Source organism: Sciscionella sediminilitoris, from assembly GCF_000737195.2.
In the GTDB taxonomy this organism is placed as follows: domain Bacteria; phylum Actinomycetota; class Actinomycetes; order Mycobacteriales; family Pseudonocardiaceae; genus Sciscionella; species Sciscionella sediminilitoris.
Window position 1 is genome coordinate 23,483 of record NZ_JALM01000130.1, and the last position, 15,242, is coordinate 38,724.

At 69.9% G+C, this 15,242-nt stretch carries 17 protein-coding genes; 6 read left to right on the forward strand and 11 right to left on the reverse strand.

What is annotated here, in order from left to right; genetic code table 11:
* Nucleotides 1–2: 2 nt before the first annotated feature.
* Complete coding sequence (locus AD72_RS32690) at nucleotides 3–1,244, forward strand: cytochrome P450 family protein (RefSeq protein ID WP_031470511.1); 1,242 nt, start codon at nucleotides 3–5, stop codon at nucleotides 1,242–1,244.
* Here AD72_RS32690 and AD72_RS32695 read toward each other — a convergent pair.
* Nucleotides 1,241–2,758, reverse strand: coding sequence for a serine hydrolase domain-containing protein (locus AD72_RS32695; RefSeq protein WP_031470512.1), 1,518 nt, complete (start codon nucleotides 2,756–2,758; stop codon nucleotides 1,241–1,243). The genes AD72_RS32690 and AD72_RS32695 overlap by 4 nt on opposite strands.
* Before the next feature lie 14 nt (nucleotides 2,759–2,772).
* Nucleotides 2,773–3,978, reverse strand: coding sequence for a glycosyltransferase (locus tag AD72_RS32700; protein ID WP_031470513.1), 1,206 nt, complete (start codon nucleotides 3,976–3,978; stop codon nucleotides 2,773–2,775).
* 131 nt (nucleotides 3,979–4,109) lie between these two features.
* Here AD72_RS32700 and AD72_RS32705 point away from each other — a divergent pair, with 131 nt between their 5' ends.
* Nucleotides 4,110–4,808 (forward strand): glycosyltransferase family protein, encoded by a 699-nt coding sequence (locus tag AD72_RS32705; protein ID WP_031470514.1) that lies wholly within the window; start codon nucleotides 4,110–4,112, stop codon nucleotides 4,806–4,808.
* On the opposite strand, the gene AD72_RS32710 is transcribed toward AD72_RS32705, so the two are convergent.
* The 3 genes from AD72_RS32710 to AD72_RS32720 are packed head-to-tail and all read right to left on the reverse strand — an operon-like array spanning nucleotide 4,787 to nucleotide 7,120.
* Nucleotides 4,787–6,262, reverse strand: a complete 1,476-nt coding sequence (locus tag AD72_RS32710; RefSeq protein WP_031470515.1) for an amidase — start codon at nucleotides 6,260–6,262, stop codon at nucleotides 4,787–4,789. The genes AD72_RS32705 and AD72_RS32710 overlap by 22 nt on opposite strands.
* Entirely contained in the window at nucleotides 6,255–6,653 is a 399-nt protein-coding gene (locus AD72_RS32715) for a hypothetical protein (RefSeq protein ID WP_051899264.1), read from the reverse strand. The genes AD72_RS32710 and AD72_RS32715 overlap by 8 nt, the downstream gene beginning before the upstream one ends.
* Nucleotides 6,650–7,120, reverse strand: a complete 471-nt coding sequence (locus AD72_RS32720; protein WP_031470517.1) for a nuclear transport factor 2 family protein — start codon at nucleotides 7,118–7,120, stop codon at nucleotides 6,650–6,652. Before AD72_RS32720 ends, AD72_RS32715 begins: the two co-directional genes overlap by 4 nt.
* A gap of 66 nt (nucleotides 7,121–7,186) precedes the next feature.
* On the opposite strand from AD72_RS32720, the gene AD72_RS32725 reads away from it, so the two are divergent.
* A complete protein-coding gene (locus tag AD72_RS32725) occupies nucleotides 7,187–7,786 on the forward strand; it encodes a TetR/AcrR family transcriptional regulator (RefSeq protein WP_031470518.1) in 600 nt (199 codons plus the stop codon).
* Here the strand turns inward: AD72_RS32725 and AD72_RS32730 are convergent.
* Both AD72_RS32730 and AD72_RS37345 read right to left on the reverse strand, forming a co-directional pair.
* Nucleotides 7,752–8,396, reverse strand: a complete 645-nt coding sequence (locus AD72_RS32730) for a sensor domain-containing protein (protein WP_197285146.1) — start codon at nucleotides 8,394–8,396, stop codon at nucleotides 7,752–7,754. The genes AD72_RS32725 and AD72_RS32730 overlap by 35 nt on opposite strands.
* 5 nt (nucleotides 8,397–8,401) lie before the next feature.
* On the reverse strand, nucleotides 8,402–8,776 hold the full coding sequence (locus AD72_RS37345; RefSeq protein ID WP_051899265.1) for a hypothetical protein: 375 nt from the start codon (nucleotides 8,774–8,776) through the stop codon (nucleotides 8,402–8,404).
* Nucleotides 8,777–8,869: 93 nt separating this feature from the next.
* On the opposite strand from AD72_RS37345, the gene AD72_RS37350 reads away from it, so the two are divergent.
* Complete coding sequence (locus tag AD72_RS37350; RefSeq protein WP_031470521.1) at nucleotides 8,870–9,415, forward strand: helix-turn-helix domain-containing protein; 546 nt, start codon at nucleotides 8,870–8,872, stop codon at nucleotides 9,413–9,415.
* A 9-nt stretch (nucleotides 9,416–9,424) separates the two neighbouring features.
* Here AD72_RS37350 and AD72_RS32745 read toward each other — a convergent pair whose 3' ends face one another.
* The 3 genes from AD72_RS32745 to AD72_RS37360 are packed head-to-tail and all read right to left on the reverse strand — an operon-like array spanning nucleotide 9,425 to nucleotide 11,216.
* Entirely contained in the window at nucleotides 9,425–9,922 is a 498-nt protein-coding gene (locus AD72_RS32745; RefSeq protein WP_031470522.1) for a peptide deformylase, read from the reverse strand.
* A complete protein-coding gene (locus AD72_RS37355; protein ID WP_037348150.1) occupies nucleotides 9,919–10,497 on the reverse strand; it encodes a PadR family transcriptional regulator in 579 nt (192 codons plus the stop codon). The genes AD72_RS32745 and AD72_RS37355 overlap by 4 nt, the downstream gene beginning before the upstream one ends.
* Before the next feature lie 32 nt (nucleotides 10,498–10,529).
* Complete coding sequence (locus tag AD72_RS37360; protein ID WP_031470524.1) at nucleotides 10,530–11,216, reverse strand: TetR/AcrR family transcriptional regulator; 687 nt, start codon at nucleotides 11,214–11,216, stop codon at nucleotides 10,530–10,532.
* 74 nt (nucleotides 11,217–11,290) lie between these two features.
* On the opposite strand from AD72_RS37360, the gene AD72_RS32760 reads away from it, so the two are divergent.
* Entirely contained in the window at nucleotides 11,291–12,754 is a 1,464-nt protein-coding gene (locus AD72_RS32760; RefSeq protein WP_051899266.1) for an MFS transporter, read from the forward strand.
* Here AD72_RS32760 and AD72_RS32765 read toward each other — a convergent pair.
* Nucleotides 12,714–13,982 (reverse strand): amidohydrolase family protein, encoded by a 1,269-nt coding sequence (locus tag AD72_RS32765; protein ID WP_051899267.1) that lies wholly within the window; start codon nucleotides 13,980–13,982, stop codon nucleotides 12,714–12,716. The two genes, AD72_RS32760 and AD72_RS32765, sit on opposite strands and share 41 nt — an antisense overlap.
* 132 nt (nucleotides 13,983–14,114) lie before the next feature.
* Between AD72_RS32765 and AD72_RS32770 the strand changes: the two genes are divergently transcribed.
* Nucleotides 14,115–15,074 (forward strand): Lrp/AsnC family transcriptional regulator, encoded by a 960-nt coding sequence (locus AD72_RS32770; RefSeq protein ID WP_031470527.1) that lies wholly within the window; start codon nucleotides 14,115–14,117, stop codon nucleotides 15,072–15,074.
* Nucleotides 15,075–15,242 lie beyond the last annotated feature (168 nt).

A 15,242-nucleotide genomic window follows, 5' to 3' on the forward strand; every position in this document is an offset into this window, starting at 1 on the left:
CTGTGCCGGAGAAAGCCCCGTCCGTTCCCGTTGTGGATCTCCGTGACCCCGCGATCCTCGATGATCCGATGCGGGGCTACGACCGCATCCTCACCGAGTCGCCGATCTGCTGGGCGCGACTGCCGAGCGGCGAGGAAGGCTGGCTGATCACCCGCGCCGACGATGTGCGCGCCGTGCTCTCCGATCCGGCCGTGCGCAACGATCCCACCGGCCTGCCGGGGCAGGGCGCGCAGACCCAGGAGGAGACCTTCCTGGCACTGGGCACGCCGCCGGAACACCTGCCCTATCTGCGGGCGAGCCTGCTGAGCCTGGACGGGGCCGAGCACACCCGGCTGCGGCGCAGCATCAGCCACGCCTTCAGCACCTCCCGGGTCGCGAAGCTGCGCCCACGGGTGCAGCAGCTCGTCGACGAACTGCTCGATGGGCTCGATTCCGCGTCGGGTGCCGGGAACACTCCGGTGAACCTGATCGACGAGTACGCCTATCCCCTTGCCATGACCGTGGTCTGCGAACTGGTCGGGGTGCCGGAGGCGGACCGGACGGACTGGTGGCGCTGGGGCAAGGTGCTCGTCAGCGGTACCCCGCAGGAGGCGACGGCCACGCTCGGCGAGATGTTCGCCTACTGTCACACGCTGATCGACCGGCGCCGCGCCGAACCGCGCGAGGACCTGATCAGTTCCGTTGCCGCGCAAGAGGAACTGACCGATGTGGACGCCGTCGCGGTCCTGGTGTTCCTGGTACTCGCCGGGCACGAGACGATGGCGCATCTGCTCTCCAATGCGGCGCTGGCCCTGATGCGCGATCCCGCCCACCGGGAGCTGCTGCGTACCGAGCCCGAACTCTGGCCCGCCGCGGTGCGTGAACTGGTGCGCACCGACGGCCCGGTGCAGCTGGCCCGGCTGCGCTACGCGGCGACCGATATGGAAGTCGGCGGGGTGCGGATCAGCGCGGGGGACGCGGTGCAGGTGGTACTCGGCGCGGCGAACCGGGATCCGGCGCGATTCGCGCACCCGCGCGCGGCCGATGTGCGGTGGCAGGCCGAACACGGCCCTCGCGAGGGCAACGTCGGATTCGGCTGGGGACCGCATTTCTGTCTCGGGGTCGCCCTGGCGAAGCTGGAGGCGGAAATCGCGCTGCGCGGCCTTTTCGAACGGTTTCCCGCGGTGTCCCCGGTGACCGAGCCGGAGTGGGTGCCGTTGCCCCGCGGCAGGCACCGGGTCACCCTCGACGTACGGCTGCGCTAACCGGCCGGATAGGCGAAGGCGCCGACCGGCATGGTCAGGTCGGCGCTGGAGGCCCCGCACTCGAGCATCCACAGTGCCGCGGCGGGGCCGAGTTCCCTGCCGAGCGCGCCGAGCGCCGCCGGATCGGGGGCAAGCGCCTGCGCCTGTGCCACACCGCCCACGAACGCGTCCGGGTCCCAGCCCTCCGGTTCGGGCCCGCCGAGGCAGCGCGCCCCTCGGGTCATCGCGTCCAGTGTCGCGGCCGGGAGTGGTTCGGTCACACCGAGAAGCCCGTGGGTGCGTTCCCCGGTCAGAATCCCCATCCAGCGCGAGCTTTCCTGGCTGGGCCGGGGACCGGTCCAGCGTGGCCGCCCGTCCAGCGCGCCGAACGTTTCCGGAGAACCGGATCCGGCCCAGTTCCCGGCCCAGGCGACGGCCAGCCCCGGGGCGCTGCGGGTGGCCGGATTGTGGAACCGGGCCATGTCCCAGCGGTTGCCGACGGCCACGGCGGCGAGGTCGTGCCGCGGCCAGACCCGCGCCTCCCACCAGAATCCCCAGGGGAACGCCGCGGTGTGCCCCCACCACCAGTCCTCGCCGAGCTCCGGATCGGCGAGCTCGAAGGTCAGCCCGGAGAACGAGCGGACGCCGTGCGGGCTCGGGCGGGGAACGCGCGGGGCCACCATCGCCGCGAGCGTGTCCCGCCGGACGATCCCGGCCTCGCCCGCGGTGGTGCGCAGCAGGGATTGCAGCAGCCGCCCGAAATCCGCCACGCTGGTGTGCATGCCGACGCCCGGATAGGCCGCGGTGCGCAGTGGCGGGCTCGGCACACACCAGTCACCGAAGGCCATGTATCCCGTGGCATCGTGCGGCGCGGAGTTCGGTGCGGAGTGCGGTGCGGATCCGGTAGCCCACGGATTCCGGGTGCCGTCCGCGATACTCGTGTTCCGCATCCCGTTCGGGGTGAACACTTCCCGCTGTACGTGGGCACCGTAGGGTTCCCCGGTCAGGTGTTCGACGGCGCCACCGAGCACCCCGACGCCGAAACTGGAATACGAGTATGGACCGGGTTTCGTCCGCAACGGCAGTGCCCCGCCGTACTCCACCGCGCGACCGGTTTCGTGGCGGCGCCGGACGTAGTCGAGCACCGGTTCGGCCGGTGCCTCGTGCGCGGTGGCCGTGACGATATCGCCGTAGTAGCCGCCCTGGTGCGCGGCGAGCATGGCGGCGGTGACCGGTTCCGGTTCCGGGCCGCGCAGCCCCGAGGGCAGCAGCCGGTCGATCGGCGTGTCCGGTTCGGCCATTCCCGCCTCGACCAGCCGCATGAAGGCCAGCCCCGTCACGGGTTTGGTGAGCGAGCCCGCGGGCGCGGGGGTCTCGGCGGTCATCGGTGTTTCCGTTGCCAGGTCGGCGAAACCGGTGGCGGCGGTGCGCAGTTCGGTGCTGGTGGCCACCGCGACCGCGACTCCGGGGGTCCCGGTGACCGCGGCCAGCCGGGGCAGCACGGTGTCCAGCGCCGCCATCGTGTCCTCGAGCATGCGCGGCTTTCCGCTCACCGCAGGAGCTCGAGCAACCGGTTCGCGGCCACTTCCGCCCCATCGGTGCGGATCTCGGTGCCCACCTGCCTCGCCCGGTCCCTGGCTTCGGGTGCCAGGACCGTTTTCAGCGCCGCACTCAGGGATTCCCCGGTCACCGCGGGGCCGTCGAGCGCCACCCCGATGCCCAGGTCCGCCACCCGTCCGGCCCAGTATGGGGTGTCCGCCAGCTGGATGGCCGCCACCACCTGCGGTGTGCCCGCTTTCGCCGCCGTCAGCGTGGTTCCCGCTCCTCCGTGGTGCACGACGGCGGCCACCCTGGTGAACAGCCGCTGCTGGTTCACCTCACCGAGCGCGAAGCAGTCCTCGTGCTCGCCGATGACCTCCAGATCCGCGCGGTTGCCGGAAACGAGCGCCCGTCTGCCGTGCGCGCGGATCGCCTCGACCGCCCGGCGGACGATGTCCGGGGACGGGCGCACGCTGCCGAAGCCCACGTAGACCGGCGGCTCCCCCGCGTCCAGGAACGCCACCAGCTCGTCCGGAAGCGGGCGCTCGTCCGGCAGCGTCCAGGCTCCCGTCTGCACCACGTCGAGGTCCGGGATTTCCCGCCACGGCCCCAGAACCGGGTCCGCGGCCAGCCACGGCCGTTCGGTGTAGACGTGGTCGCGCACATTGTCCACCGGGGGCAGGCCGAGCGCGGACCGATGGCCGTTGAGCGTCTCCTTGAACTGCGCGTTCACCTGCTCGGCATCGCGGCGCCACAGTGCCGGATTGTCGCTCTCCTCCGGTTCCGGCCAGCCCGAGCGCGGCGGCGGCGCGTGGTGCGGTGAGGGCAGGTTGATCGCCGAATAACTGGTGTACACATAGGGAATTCCCGCGGACTCGGCAACGGACCGGGTGGCGATCTGGGCCAGTCCGGCCGCCACCACGGCGTCACAGTCCTCGAACGCCGCGGGAAAGGCGGCGAACTGCGCGTCGACCAGTTCGGTCCGGTACCGGGCGAATTCCTCGGCCGATGGCGGTGTCTTCCGGCGCATCAGGTTTCCCACCGGTGGACCGACCGGGACCAGCGGTATGCCGAAACCGCCCAGTTGCCCGGCGAAATCCTCGTCCGAGGGGGTGCACATCCGCACCTGTACGCCGAGTGTCCGGAGCCGTACCGCGAGTGCCACCAACGGTTCGACGTCGCCACGTGTCCCGTACGTGGACAACAGCACTCGCATGGACGCCCCTCTCGTTCCGTTGACACAGCAGCCTCCTGTGCCCATCCACACTATCCAGATGTTCCCTCTCGCGTGAAGCAGTCCCCGGTGGCTACGGTGGGCCTTCCCGATCGACGGTGGAGGACCAATCGATGCTCGGCTCGCGCACTCCGGATGTTTCGATCGTCTTGCCCTGTGCCGGGTTCGGGACACGCTTCGGAGCGCCGTATTCGAAGGAGCTGCACTGCCTCGCCCCCGGGATCACCGTGCTGGACCGCAGCCTGGAGGCCGTGGTCGAGCTGGCCAAGAGCGGACTGCATGTGCGTGTGGTCGTCGTGTTCGGGACACACAAGCTGGACACGGTGAACTATCTCGCGCGCTACGCCGACCTGCTGCACTTCGTGTTCGTGTTCCAGGACGAATTGGCGCAGCCGGGGCTGGACGGGGCGGTGCGGACCGCGCTGCCGATGACTCAGGGCCCGGTCGCGCTCGTCCTTCCGGACATCGTGCTCGACGGACCGGGCAGCGCGGAAAGCCTGAGCACCGCATTACGCCGAACGGCGGTCGCGGGATGGAGCGTGGTGGCCGCGGAGGAACGGAATCCCGGAACCCTGCGGCACATGGGCGCGCTGGCACTGACCGAGGGCGACGGGTTCGTCACCGTCGATGCGGCCACCGACAAGCCCGCGGACCCGACCGGGTTCAACGCGTTCTGGGGCATGGTGGCGGCTTCCGAGGAGCAGGCGCACCGCTTGCCCGATGTGGTGAGCAGCGGAGTGCCCAGCCCGCTGCCCGGCGCGGTCGCCGTTCTGGTGGAGCACATCGTCAACTACAACACCACCGAGGGCTGATCCCACGGCCGCGCGGTTTCCAGTTCGGCGGCCAGGCGCAGCAGGAGTCCTTCCCCGCCCGGCGGGGCGATGAACTGCACGCCGAGCGGAAGCCCGTCCCCGGTCCGGTACAACGGCACCGTCGCCGCGGGCCGTCCGGTGATGTTGGCCAGTTGGGTATAGGGCGCCCAGGAAAGCTGGCGACGGGCGATCCGGTCGAGCACGCCGAGCCGGGTGAGCAGGCCGACGGTCCCGCTCGCCAGGAAGGCCCGGGCGGCCGCGCGTTCTGCGGCCGGGGTGCGCAGGCTCCCGATCGGTAACGGTGCTCGCGCCAGTGCCGGGGTGAGCAGGACATCGAACTCGCGGTGCACCTCGGCGAGCCGGATCCGGGCGCGCTGCCAGTTCTCGATGGCCCTGCTCAGTTCCGGCGCCCGGATGCCACGCCCGGCAGCGGCCGCGAGCAGCGTATCGAGCTCGAAACCGTTGCGGCCACGCGATCCCCGCCCCTGCTCCCCGACATCGACCGCGATCTGCACCAGAAACGGCACGAGGAAATCCCGGATGGTGTCCGGGCCGTACACCTCGGTCCGCACCCGCGCCACCTCGTGTCCCAGTCCGGACAACAGGTTCGCCGCGTCCCGGAGCGCCGCGGTCGCCTCCGGAGCGGGCGCGGTGCCGAGGATCGAATCGGTCTGCCAGCCGATGCGCAACCGGCCGGGATCCTTGCCCACCTCGCCGAGATACGAGCCCGCGGGAAACGCGGATGCGAAGGGCGCCAACGGATCCGGCCCGGTGAGCACATCGAGCATGGCCGCACTGTCGCGGACCGTCCTGGAGATCACGCCGTGCGTGGCCGAGCCGTTGATCAGTTCGCCGTTCCGGGGACCGGCCGGAATGAGCCCGCGGCCCGGTTTGAGGCCGAACACTCCGCAACACGCTGCCGGGATCCGGATGGAACCGCCCCCATCGCTGGCCCCGGCCACGGGCACGATGCCCGCGGCCACCGCGGCCGCGGCACCGCCGGAGGAACCGCCCGGGGTGCGGCGCGGATCCCACGGATTGCGCGCGGGACCGAACAATTCCGGTTCGGTCACGGCCTTCGCCCCGAACTCCGAGGTGTTGGTCTTGCCGAAGATGACGAGCCCGGCGTCGAGCCACCGTTGCACCACGGTGGCATGCTGCCCGGCGGGAGTCCCCGAGCGAGCGCGTGAGCCCGCCGTGGTCGGCGCTCCGGCGAAATCCTGGCCGAGGTCCTTGAGCAGGAACGGCACCCCGGCGAAGGGTCCGGTCAGGTTTTCCGCCAGCCGCGCGGTGGCCTGCCGTTCCAGCAGCCGCACGACCGCGTTGAGCTTCGGGTTGAGCTCCTTCGTGCGCCGCAGCGCGGTTTCCAGCAATTCGCGGGCACTCACCTGTCCGTCCGCCACCGCCGCGGCCATGCCCAGCCCGTCCAGCGCGGTGTACTCCGCGTCATGCACCGCCGTCGCGGGCTTTCCCCTCGGGACTGCGGGCCAGCGCGGCGAGCCCGGTCAGGGCGAAGAACGCCGCAGCCCCGCCGATCAGGGCCGCGCCCCGCGGGGTGACTCCGGAACGGCTGCCCCGCAGCACGGCCGCCGTATCGGCGGCATCGGAGAGCAGACCGAGGCGCAGCCCGCTTTCCCGGACGGCCGGATCGGCGCTGAGCGTGGCCACCGCGAGGGCCGCGTCCCGGATACCGAACATCCGCGCCAGCGTTCCGCCATCGGCCGGATCGGTACGGATACCGAGCGAGCGGGGTGCGATTCCGGGCCGGGCGAAGGTGGACAGCCCGACGATCAGCCGGGTGACCCCGAGGCCGCGGACGACCAGGGCGCGCGTACGGGGATTCATCGTTTCTCCTTGTCGCTGAGGAATTTCCGCCTGCCGAGCAGCGGGCCGAGCCCGGAGCGCCACCATGGCAACCAGGTGGACGGGCGCCGGGCGAGCATGGCGGCGACCGGTGCGGGGTCGAAGAACGACTCGCGGGCCACGGCGACTCCGTTCGGATCGAGGCGCAATCGGTCCACGGCAACGAAACTCAGCGGTTTGCCGCCGAGCGTGGCGGTGAGCCGCAGCTGGATGAACAGCCGCTCCTCGGCTCCGGCCCAGTCGAGCACTTCTCCGTGCAGGTCCGGGAGAAAAGCGAGCAGCCGGGCGATTTCCCGCTGCCACAACTGCCTTCCCCGGCCACAGCGCAGCAGTGGCTGGGTCAGCTCGATGTCCGGGGCCAGTAACCCGTCCCAGGCATGAGGCTCCGGGCGGCGCCAGCCCTTCGCGAAGGCCTCGACGGCCTGCTCGTGCAGCGCGGCCCAGCTCATCGGACACTCCGGTTGATACCTTTGGTACCGGTGATACTCATAGTATCGCAGTATATGGTGGGTACCATGACCGAAGTCAAGCCTCAACGCCTCGACTACGTGGAGCAGACCCGGACCTCCGTGCTCGAGGCTGCCGAACGGTTGTTCATCGAGGACGGTTACCGCCGTACCTCACTGGACGCGGTCGGCGCCGCGGCCCGGTTCACCAAGGGCGCGGTCTACCGGCATTTCAAGGACAAACAGACCCTGTTCGAGGCGGTCTTCGAACGCGTGGAGACCGAGACCATGGCCGCCCTGCTCGCCGAGACGAAGCGGGGCGGCGATCTGTGGGGCTCGGCCATCGGTGCCATGGCGGGTTATCTGGAAGCCTGCACGGCGAGCCGGTACCGGCGCATCGTGCTCGAGGAGGGTCCGACCGTGCTCGGCTGGGCACGGTGGCGGGAGCTGGACCGGCGGTTCACCGAGGCGCTGCTGGACCGGCTGCTCGAAGACCTGATGAACGAGGGCCACATCCCGCGGTATCCGGTCGATCTGCTCGCCCGCCTGTGCTGCGCGCTGATCGGCGAGGCGGGCCTGGCCATCGCGGCCACCGAGGATCCCGGGCAGGCGCGCGAGCAGACCCTGGACATCCTCACCCGTCTACTGTCCGGCCTGCGCCTGAACTGACCGGCTCCACGGGCCGACCCCGCACGACGGGCGGGTTCAGCACGGCGCGGCCGATGCGCGCGCCGAGAAGGGTCAGCGGCGGCACGACGAGGATCCACACCGCGGCGGCGAGCACCAGCTGGATGGCACCCCATTCCAGCGCACCCGGCCAGTCGGTCACCGCGACCCCGAGGAACTGCACTTCCCCGGCCAGCGGCGGGGTCCACCAGAACGCCGCCGCGAGCACGGTCCCGATGGAGACCCCGGCCCCGGCGAGGGCCACGATCCCGGTCAGCACACCGGCAATGGCGTGGGTGCACAGCCAGCCCAGCTCCCGCCGGGTCGCCGGGTCGGCCAGCTGACGCCGCAGCACGGCCCAGCCGGATCCGGCCTGCTGTGGCCGGGACGTGCTGTCCTGCCCGAGCAGCCCGGCGGCGCGCCGTTCGTGCCAGCAAGCCCAGACACGCAGGAAACGCAATGCGGCAGGCAACAGCACGAGGCCGATACCGAGCAGGCAGGTCAACGCACAGACCAGCAGCACGGGCAGGAAAACCAGGCTGGCCAGGCCGGTGAGCAGGCCGAGAAGGGCGTGCACGGTGGTCTCGCCGATACGGGATCCATAGTGATTCATCGGGTTCATCTCCGATCTCCGGTCAGCACTCGCAGCTCGTCGACAAGGGAATGGGCCGCCGTCGTGGAAAGCAGGAGTTCGTCGAAATCGGCTCCACGGGACCGATCGCAGCCCAGTCGCAGGATGGGCGTGCCGCGCCGGATCGTCACGAGGCGGCGTTCCCCGCGCCGCGCGCGGATCCAGATGCCGATCCTGACCAGGCCGGAGACGACCAGCCCCCCATGGCGCAGTCCCATCGGTTCGGCGATCCAGTCGTCGACCGCCTCGGCGGTACACACCGCGTCGAGCGGAACATCCACGGCGCGGCGGCGGATCAGCGGCACCTCCCAACCGGACAACCGCACCAGCACAGAGTTCGCCGTGACCGTCACGTCAGCCATCTTTTCTCCTGTTCCCGCGCGTTGACCCGCAGCGTCAGGACCATTATTATCATGCTTGATAGTATTCGCAAGTATGAGAACGGAACTTCTGTGATGGCTGCCTGGTCGACGCTCGAGACGGTGCTGCATCCGGTCCGGCTGCGGATTCTGCAGCTGGTGGCCGGCAGGACGATCACCACAAGTGAGCTCAACAAGGCACTGCCGGACATCGCGCCCGCGACGATCTACCGCCATGTCGCGGCACTACTGGACACCGGCGTGCTGACCGTGGTCGCCCAGCGTCAGCTCCGCGGCGGCACCGAACGCACGCTCGCCCTCGGCGACGAAGCCGCCCAGGGAGACCAGGAGGACATCGGCGCCCTCTCCACGGAACAGCACCAGCGCTTGTTCGCGGTCTTCCTCGCACACCTGGCCACGGAGTTCGACGGGTTCATCGAATCCGAGCAGGACGACCGGATGGACCTTTTCGGGTACCACCAGTCGATGCTGTACCTGAGCCCGGAGGATCTGCCGCACCTGCAGACCCGGCTGATGGAGCTGCTCTCGCCCTATCTCGCCCCGCGCAGCGGCACCGAGCACCGGGTGAGCCTGGCGACGCTGCTGATCCCGGAGACCGACCACTCGAAGCCGGAGGAATGACCGGCCGCGTCAGCGCGTGGGGCGGGCCTGCTGTTCGCGCAGCGCGCGCATCACCGGACGGCGGCGCTCCGGTGGAAGCCGGTCCAGGTAAAGGATTCCGGCGAGGTGGTCGGTCTCGTGCTGCAGACAGCGGGCGAGTTCACCGGTCCCCTCGACGCGTATCGGCTCGCCGTGCCGATCGAGCCCGGAGACGATCACGTGCCACGCGCGCGGTGTCTCGGCTTGGACCCCGGGAACCGAAAGGCACGCTTCCGGCCCGTCGTAATCCCCCTCGGTGTGGGTGATCTCCGGGTTGAGCACACAACCGAGTTCGCCGTCCACGTTGTAGGCGAACGCGGCCAGAGAGACCCCGATCTGCGGTGCGGCGAGCCCGGCGCGACCGGGAAGCTGGACGGTGTCGAGCAGGTCGGTCACGAGCCCTTGCAGGCCGTCGTCGAACCGGGTGACCGGCGAGCAGGGGTCGCGGAGGACGGGATCGCCGTGCAGGCGCAGTGGCCGGACGGTCATGCGGAACCCTCCTTGGTGTGCTGCCGATGTTCGCTTTCCGCGGTGAGCTTGCCCAGCCGGTCCAGCACTTGCTCGTGCCAAGTCAGTTCCGCGGTGATCCGGGCGATGGCGTGCTCGATGATCAGGTCGTCCGCGACGGTCTGTTCCGGCCAGGCCCGTTCGCGCTCGTGCCGGAACACCGCCAGCTGCGCGGTGAGCGCGTCCCGGCGATCCTCGACGAAGCCCCGCAGCGTGTCCTCGTCCAGGTCATGGCTCATGACCAGGGCCAGATCCACCGGATCAGGGGCCAGGGTGACCTCGCGCAAGGCATCGGCGCGCAGGCCGTGCAGTTCGCGCCTGCCCTCCTCGGTGATCGCGTACACGGTGCGGGCGGGCAGCTTGCCGTCCTGCTCGGTGCGCACGACATCGACCAATCCCTCGCGCTGCATCCGGTGCAGCGCGCCGTACAACGAGCCGGGTTTCACCTGCGACCACAGCGTGGTGCGGTCGATGCGGGCATCACGGCGGATCTGATGGCCGTGCATCGGACCACGGCGGTCCAAGGCGCCGAGCACGAACAGCCGAACGGGGTTCACCCATGCAGTAAAACATGAGTGCTCACATATGACTAGTCTGGCGCGATGCCGCCCAGCAAGGAGCGGAGCCCGTTGGTGAAGCTCCGGTCCCAGTCGGCGTCCGGGGTACCGCGGTGCGCTGCGAGGGTGGGATAGGCCTCGCTCCGCTCGGCGATGTGCCCCGCGGCGGCATGGCGCACCGATTCGTCCTGCTGCTGCCAGGCGACCTGCATGAGCAGCGAACCGATCACGTAATTCGACAGCGCGTACGCGGCATCCTGCAGTTCCGGCGCGGTGAGCCCGCCTGCGGCCAGCAGCGCGTAGAGGCGCTCCTCGCGGGCCAGCATGTGCGGGCCCAGCTGGGGACGGCCGAGGACGGTCGCGGACCACGGATGCCGCAGCAGCGCGTTCCGCCAGGCGTGCAGCAGCTCGGCCACTTCCGCACTCCAGTCCTCGTACTCCTCGCCGATCCGCACCTCCGCGTAGACCGCGTCGAGGGCGAGGTCCAGCACATCCTCTTTGGTGCGCACGTATCCGTAGAGGGTCGCGGGCGCCACCCCGAGCTGTTCGGCGAGCCGGCGGACCGTGAGTGCCGCCGCCCCGTGCGCATCCAGGAGTTCGAGCGCCGCCCCGACGATGCGCTCCCGGGTCAGTGGGTCGCGTTTCTTGCTTTCCGGCTGGAGCCACAGACTCCCCGCCCGATCGTCCCGCCCCCGGGATGCCTGCTCTCTTCTCGCCATGCGGCCAGTGTAGTACGGTGTTTATTCTTCCGAACACTGTTCGGACTACCAAACACTGTTCAAGGAGGTAGTCGATGGCGGAACGGCTCGGCGAAGCACAGCGAGGGCGCGCCATCCGGTGGTGGCCCCTGGTCGTCCTCGGTCTGGTGCAGCTCATGGTGGTGCTGGACGCCACGATCGTGAACATCGCGCTGCCCTCGGCCCAGGCCGATCTGCGGCTCTCCGAGGGCGAGCGGCACTGGGTCATCACCGCCTATGTGCTGCTCTTCGGCGGGCTGCTGCTGCTCGGCGGGCGTATCGCGGACCGGTGCGGCACTCGCCGGGTTCTGCTGCTGGGACTGGTCGCGTTCGCCGCCACATCCGCGCTCGGCGGTGCGGCCCTCGGTGGCGAGATGCTGTTCGTGGCGCGCGGACTGCAGGGCGCGTCCGCCGCCCTGATCGCGCCCGCGGCGCTGTCCCTGTTGAGCCGCATCTACGTGTTGCCCGCCGAGCGCGGCATCGCGTTCGGCGTCTACGGGGCACTGTCCAGCGCTGGTGCTGCCATCGGCCTGCTCGCCGGAGGGGTGCTGACCGAACTGCTCGACTGGCGGTGGTGCCTCTACGTGAACATCCCGATCGCGGCGGCCGCGGTGCTCGGTGCGCTCCTCGCGATCCCCGGGACTGCGCCCGAGAACACCGTCCGCCTGGATGTTCCGGGAGCGGTGCTCGGCTGCGGCGGGCTGACCGCGATCGTTTTCGGATTCACCCGGACCGAAGCGCACGGCTGGGCCGATCCGCTGGTACTCGTCCTGCTCGGCGCGGGTGCCGTGCTGATCCTCGCGTTCGTGTTCACCCAGTCGCGCGTACCGCAACCGTTGCTGCGACTGCGTATTCTCACCGACCGGGCCCGTGGCGGCGCGTTCCTCTCGGTCGCATGCACCCAGGTAGCCCTGTTCGGGTTCTTTCTCTTCATGACCTTCTACATGCAGGCGGTGCTCGGGTATTCGCCGGTCGTGGCGGGCCTGGCATTCCTGCCGCTGACGGTGGCCACCGCACTCGGTGCCAGTGTGCTCGGCGCGCGTGCCCTCCCCCGCTCCGGACCACGCCCGCTGATCGTCTCCGGCCTGCTCATCGCCGCCGCGGGCTCGGCGTGGCTCACCGCGCTGCGACCGGATACCGAGCTGGTCTACCCGCTGTTCCTGCTCCCCGGGCAGCTGGCCATCGGCCTGGGACTCGGGCTGGTCATGATGCCCGCGATGAGCACGGCGACCGCGGGGGTGGACGCCGCCGACACCGGTGTCGCCTCCGCCACGGTGAACGCCGCCCAGCAGGTCGGTGGCGCCTTGGGCACCGCGCTGCTGAACACGATCGCAGCCGGGGCCACCGCAACGGCATTGGCCACCGGCGAGGACCACACCGCGGCCGAGGTCACCGGTTACACCACCGGAGTGGCCGTCGGCGCGGGAATCCTTACCGCGACCGCCCTCGCGGGCTTTCTCATCCTCCCGGGAAAGTCCGTCAGCGCGCCGGAACCCGCTCACGGAGACGTCGCGCGCTAGCTTCGGCTTCCTCGAGCAGGCGGGAACTGTCCGCGACGGGACGGCCCGCACGGACGTGGTCTTGTCCGGCCGCGGTGACCGTGTCGATGTGCGCCCGGTCCATCTGCAGCACGACGGTGCCGTACGGGTCGTGGACCGGTGCCACATCGGGCCGGTCGGCGCGCAGCACGATCAGATCGGCCTGTTTGCCGGGAGTGAGTGAGCCGGTGCGGTCGTCGAGGCCGAGGGAACGGGCACCGTCCACAGTGGCCATCCGCAGCACATCGCGCACGGTCACGGCCTGCCCGGTGCCGTGTGTGGCCTGCCGTCCGGCTTGATAGGCGGCGCGCAGCTGGGTGAACATGTCGCCGGCCACGGTGACCTCGACGTCGACGCTGAGACTGATCGGCAGTCCGGGTTGGGCCAGCGCGGGGGCGACCATCGGATATCCGTGTCCCATGATCATCTCGATGGCGGGCGAAAGGGAGACGCTGCCACCGGAATCGGCGATCACGGCGAGTTCCGCGGCACCGAGACCGTTGGCGTGGATGAAGGTGGTGCCCGGGAGGATCGCGCCGATCCCGTGCAGGTGGGCGATATCCATCCGGGAGGAGAAGTGCCGGGATACGGGCACATCGAGTTCGCGGGCCAGTGCGGCATTGGCGAGCTCCTCGTCATCGCTGCCGCCCTCGGCGACCAGGGCCATGGTCACCGCACCGGGCAGCACCTCACGCACCCGGCGGATGTCCGCGGGCAGCACGGTTCCCTGCGCGAGAATCGAGGGGAAACTCTTGCCATAGGCGAAAACCGCGCGGATCCCGGACTCGCCGAGCGCGCCGAGCAGCGCATCGCTGTGTTCGGGCGTGTCCTGGATGTTGGAAAGGTCCTGGATAGTGGTGACCCCGGAAGCCAGGGCCGCGCGTGCGCTGAGCAGTTCGCCGAGATACAGCTCGTGCGGGGTCATGACGGGACCGAAGTCGCCGAGGATGTTCTCCATGTACTGGCCGAAAGTGTGCATCGGCGCGACACCGCGCAGCACGCCCTGCCACATGTGCCGGTGGGTGTCCACGAACCCGGGAACGATGATGCGGCCGCGCGCCTCGACGATCTCGGCGCCCCGCGGGGCTTGCAGTGCGGTGCCGATCGCGGCGATGCGGTCGCCGTCCACGAGCAGATCACCGTTGTCGAAATCGCCGATTTCCGGGTCCATGGTGAGAATGCGGGCGTTGCGGTAGAGCCGGACGGTCATGATCACTCCTCGTTGGTCCTCGGCAGGGCGCCGACACCGCCCACTCTGCGATCTCGCGGTCGAGCACTTCCAGCCAGCATGACAACATCGGGAATATTGAACTTTTTCTCCTTTCCAGCGACGATATGAACCATGACTGATGATCTGGACAGGAAAATTCTCCACGCCCTCCAGCTCGACGGGCGGGCCTCGTTCCGGGCCATCGGCCAGGTCATCGGGGTATCCCCGCAGACGGTCACCCGCCGCTACGCCCACCTGCGCAGCACGGCCGCACTGCGCATCCTCGGCCGCACCCAGTCCTTCGCACTCGGCGACGAGGAATGGTTCCTGCGCGTGCGATGCTCCCCGGACACCACCGTCCAGGTGGCCCGCGCACTGGCCAGGCACGAGGAAACCGTCTGGACCCACATCACCTCCGGTGGCACGGAAATCGTGTGCACCACCCGCAATCCCGAGGGGCACGAATCGCTGCTGCTGCGCAAGCTGCCCAAGACGCCCCGGGTCACCTCCGTGACCGCGCACTGCCTGCTGTACAGCTACTACGGCGGCCCGCAGAACATCGTCGACAAGGTCCGCCCGCTGAGTCCCGAACAGATCGACGCGCTCACCGTTGCCGGTGGGCCGCCGCAACCCACCCGGATCACCGAGACCGACCGCGCCATCCTCGCCGTGCTGTACGAGGACGGGCGCGCCGGTAACCAGCAACTCGCCGCCGCGGCCGGATGTTCCCAGTCCACCGCGCAACGCCGGGTCGCCGAACTGCGCCGCGCCGGTGTTCTCTACCTCGACGTCGACTACGACCCGCGGGTGCTCGCCCGCTCCCGCCTCGCCATGCTGTGGGCCACCGTTGCCCCCGCCCACCTCGAGGCCGCGGGCAACGCGCTCGCCCAGCACGACGAGGTGTCCTTCGCCGCCTCCACCACCGGCCCCACCAACCTTTATGCCGCCGTCAACTGCACCGACAACCGTGCCCTGCACAACTACCTGACCGGTCCCATCGCCACCCTTCCCGGACTCACTCAGGTGGAGAGCGCACCCGTCGCCCGCACCCTCAAACGCGCCGGGCTGCTCCGGTCAGGCGATTCGTCGTAGAGCGGCGGTCTTCGGAAAGCGCGGTTCACGTTCGGGCGATTTCTGGTGAATGGCGGGAATCCGCGTTGGTGGTTGGTATTATAGATGTATGAACACTGGGGAAATGGGAACGCTGTTGTCGAGTCGGGAGCGGTTGGACCGCTTTGTTGAGCAGGCTGTTGTGGTGCG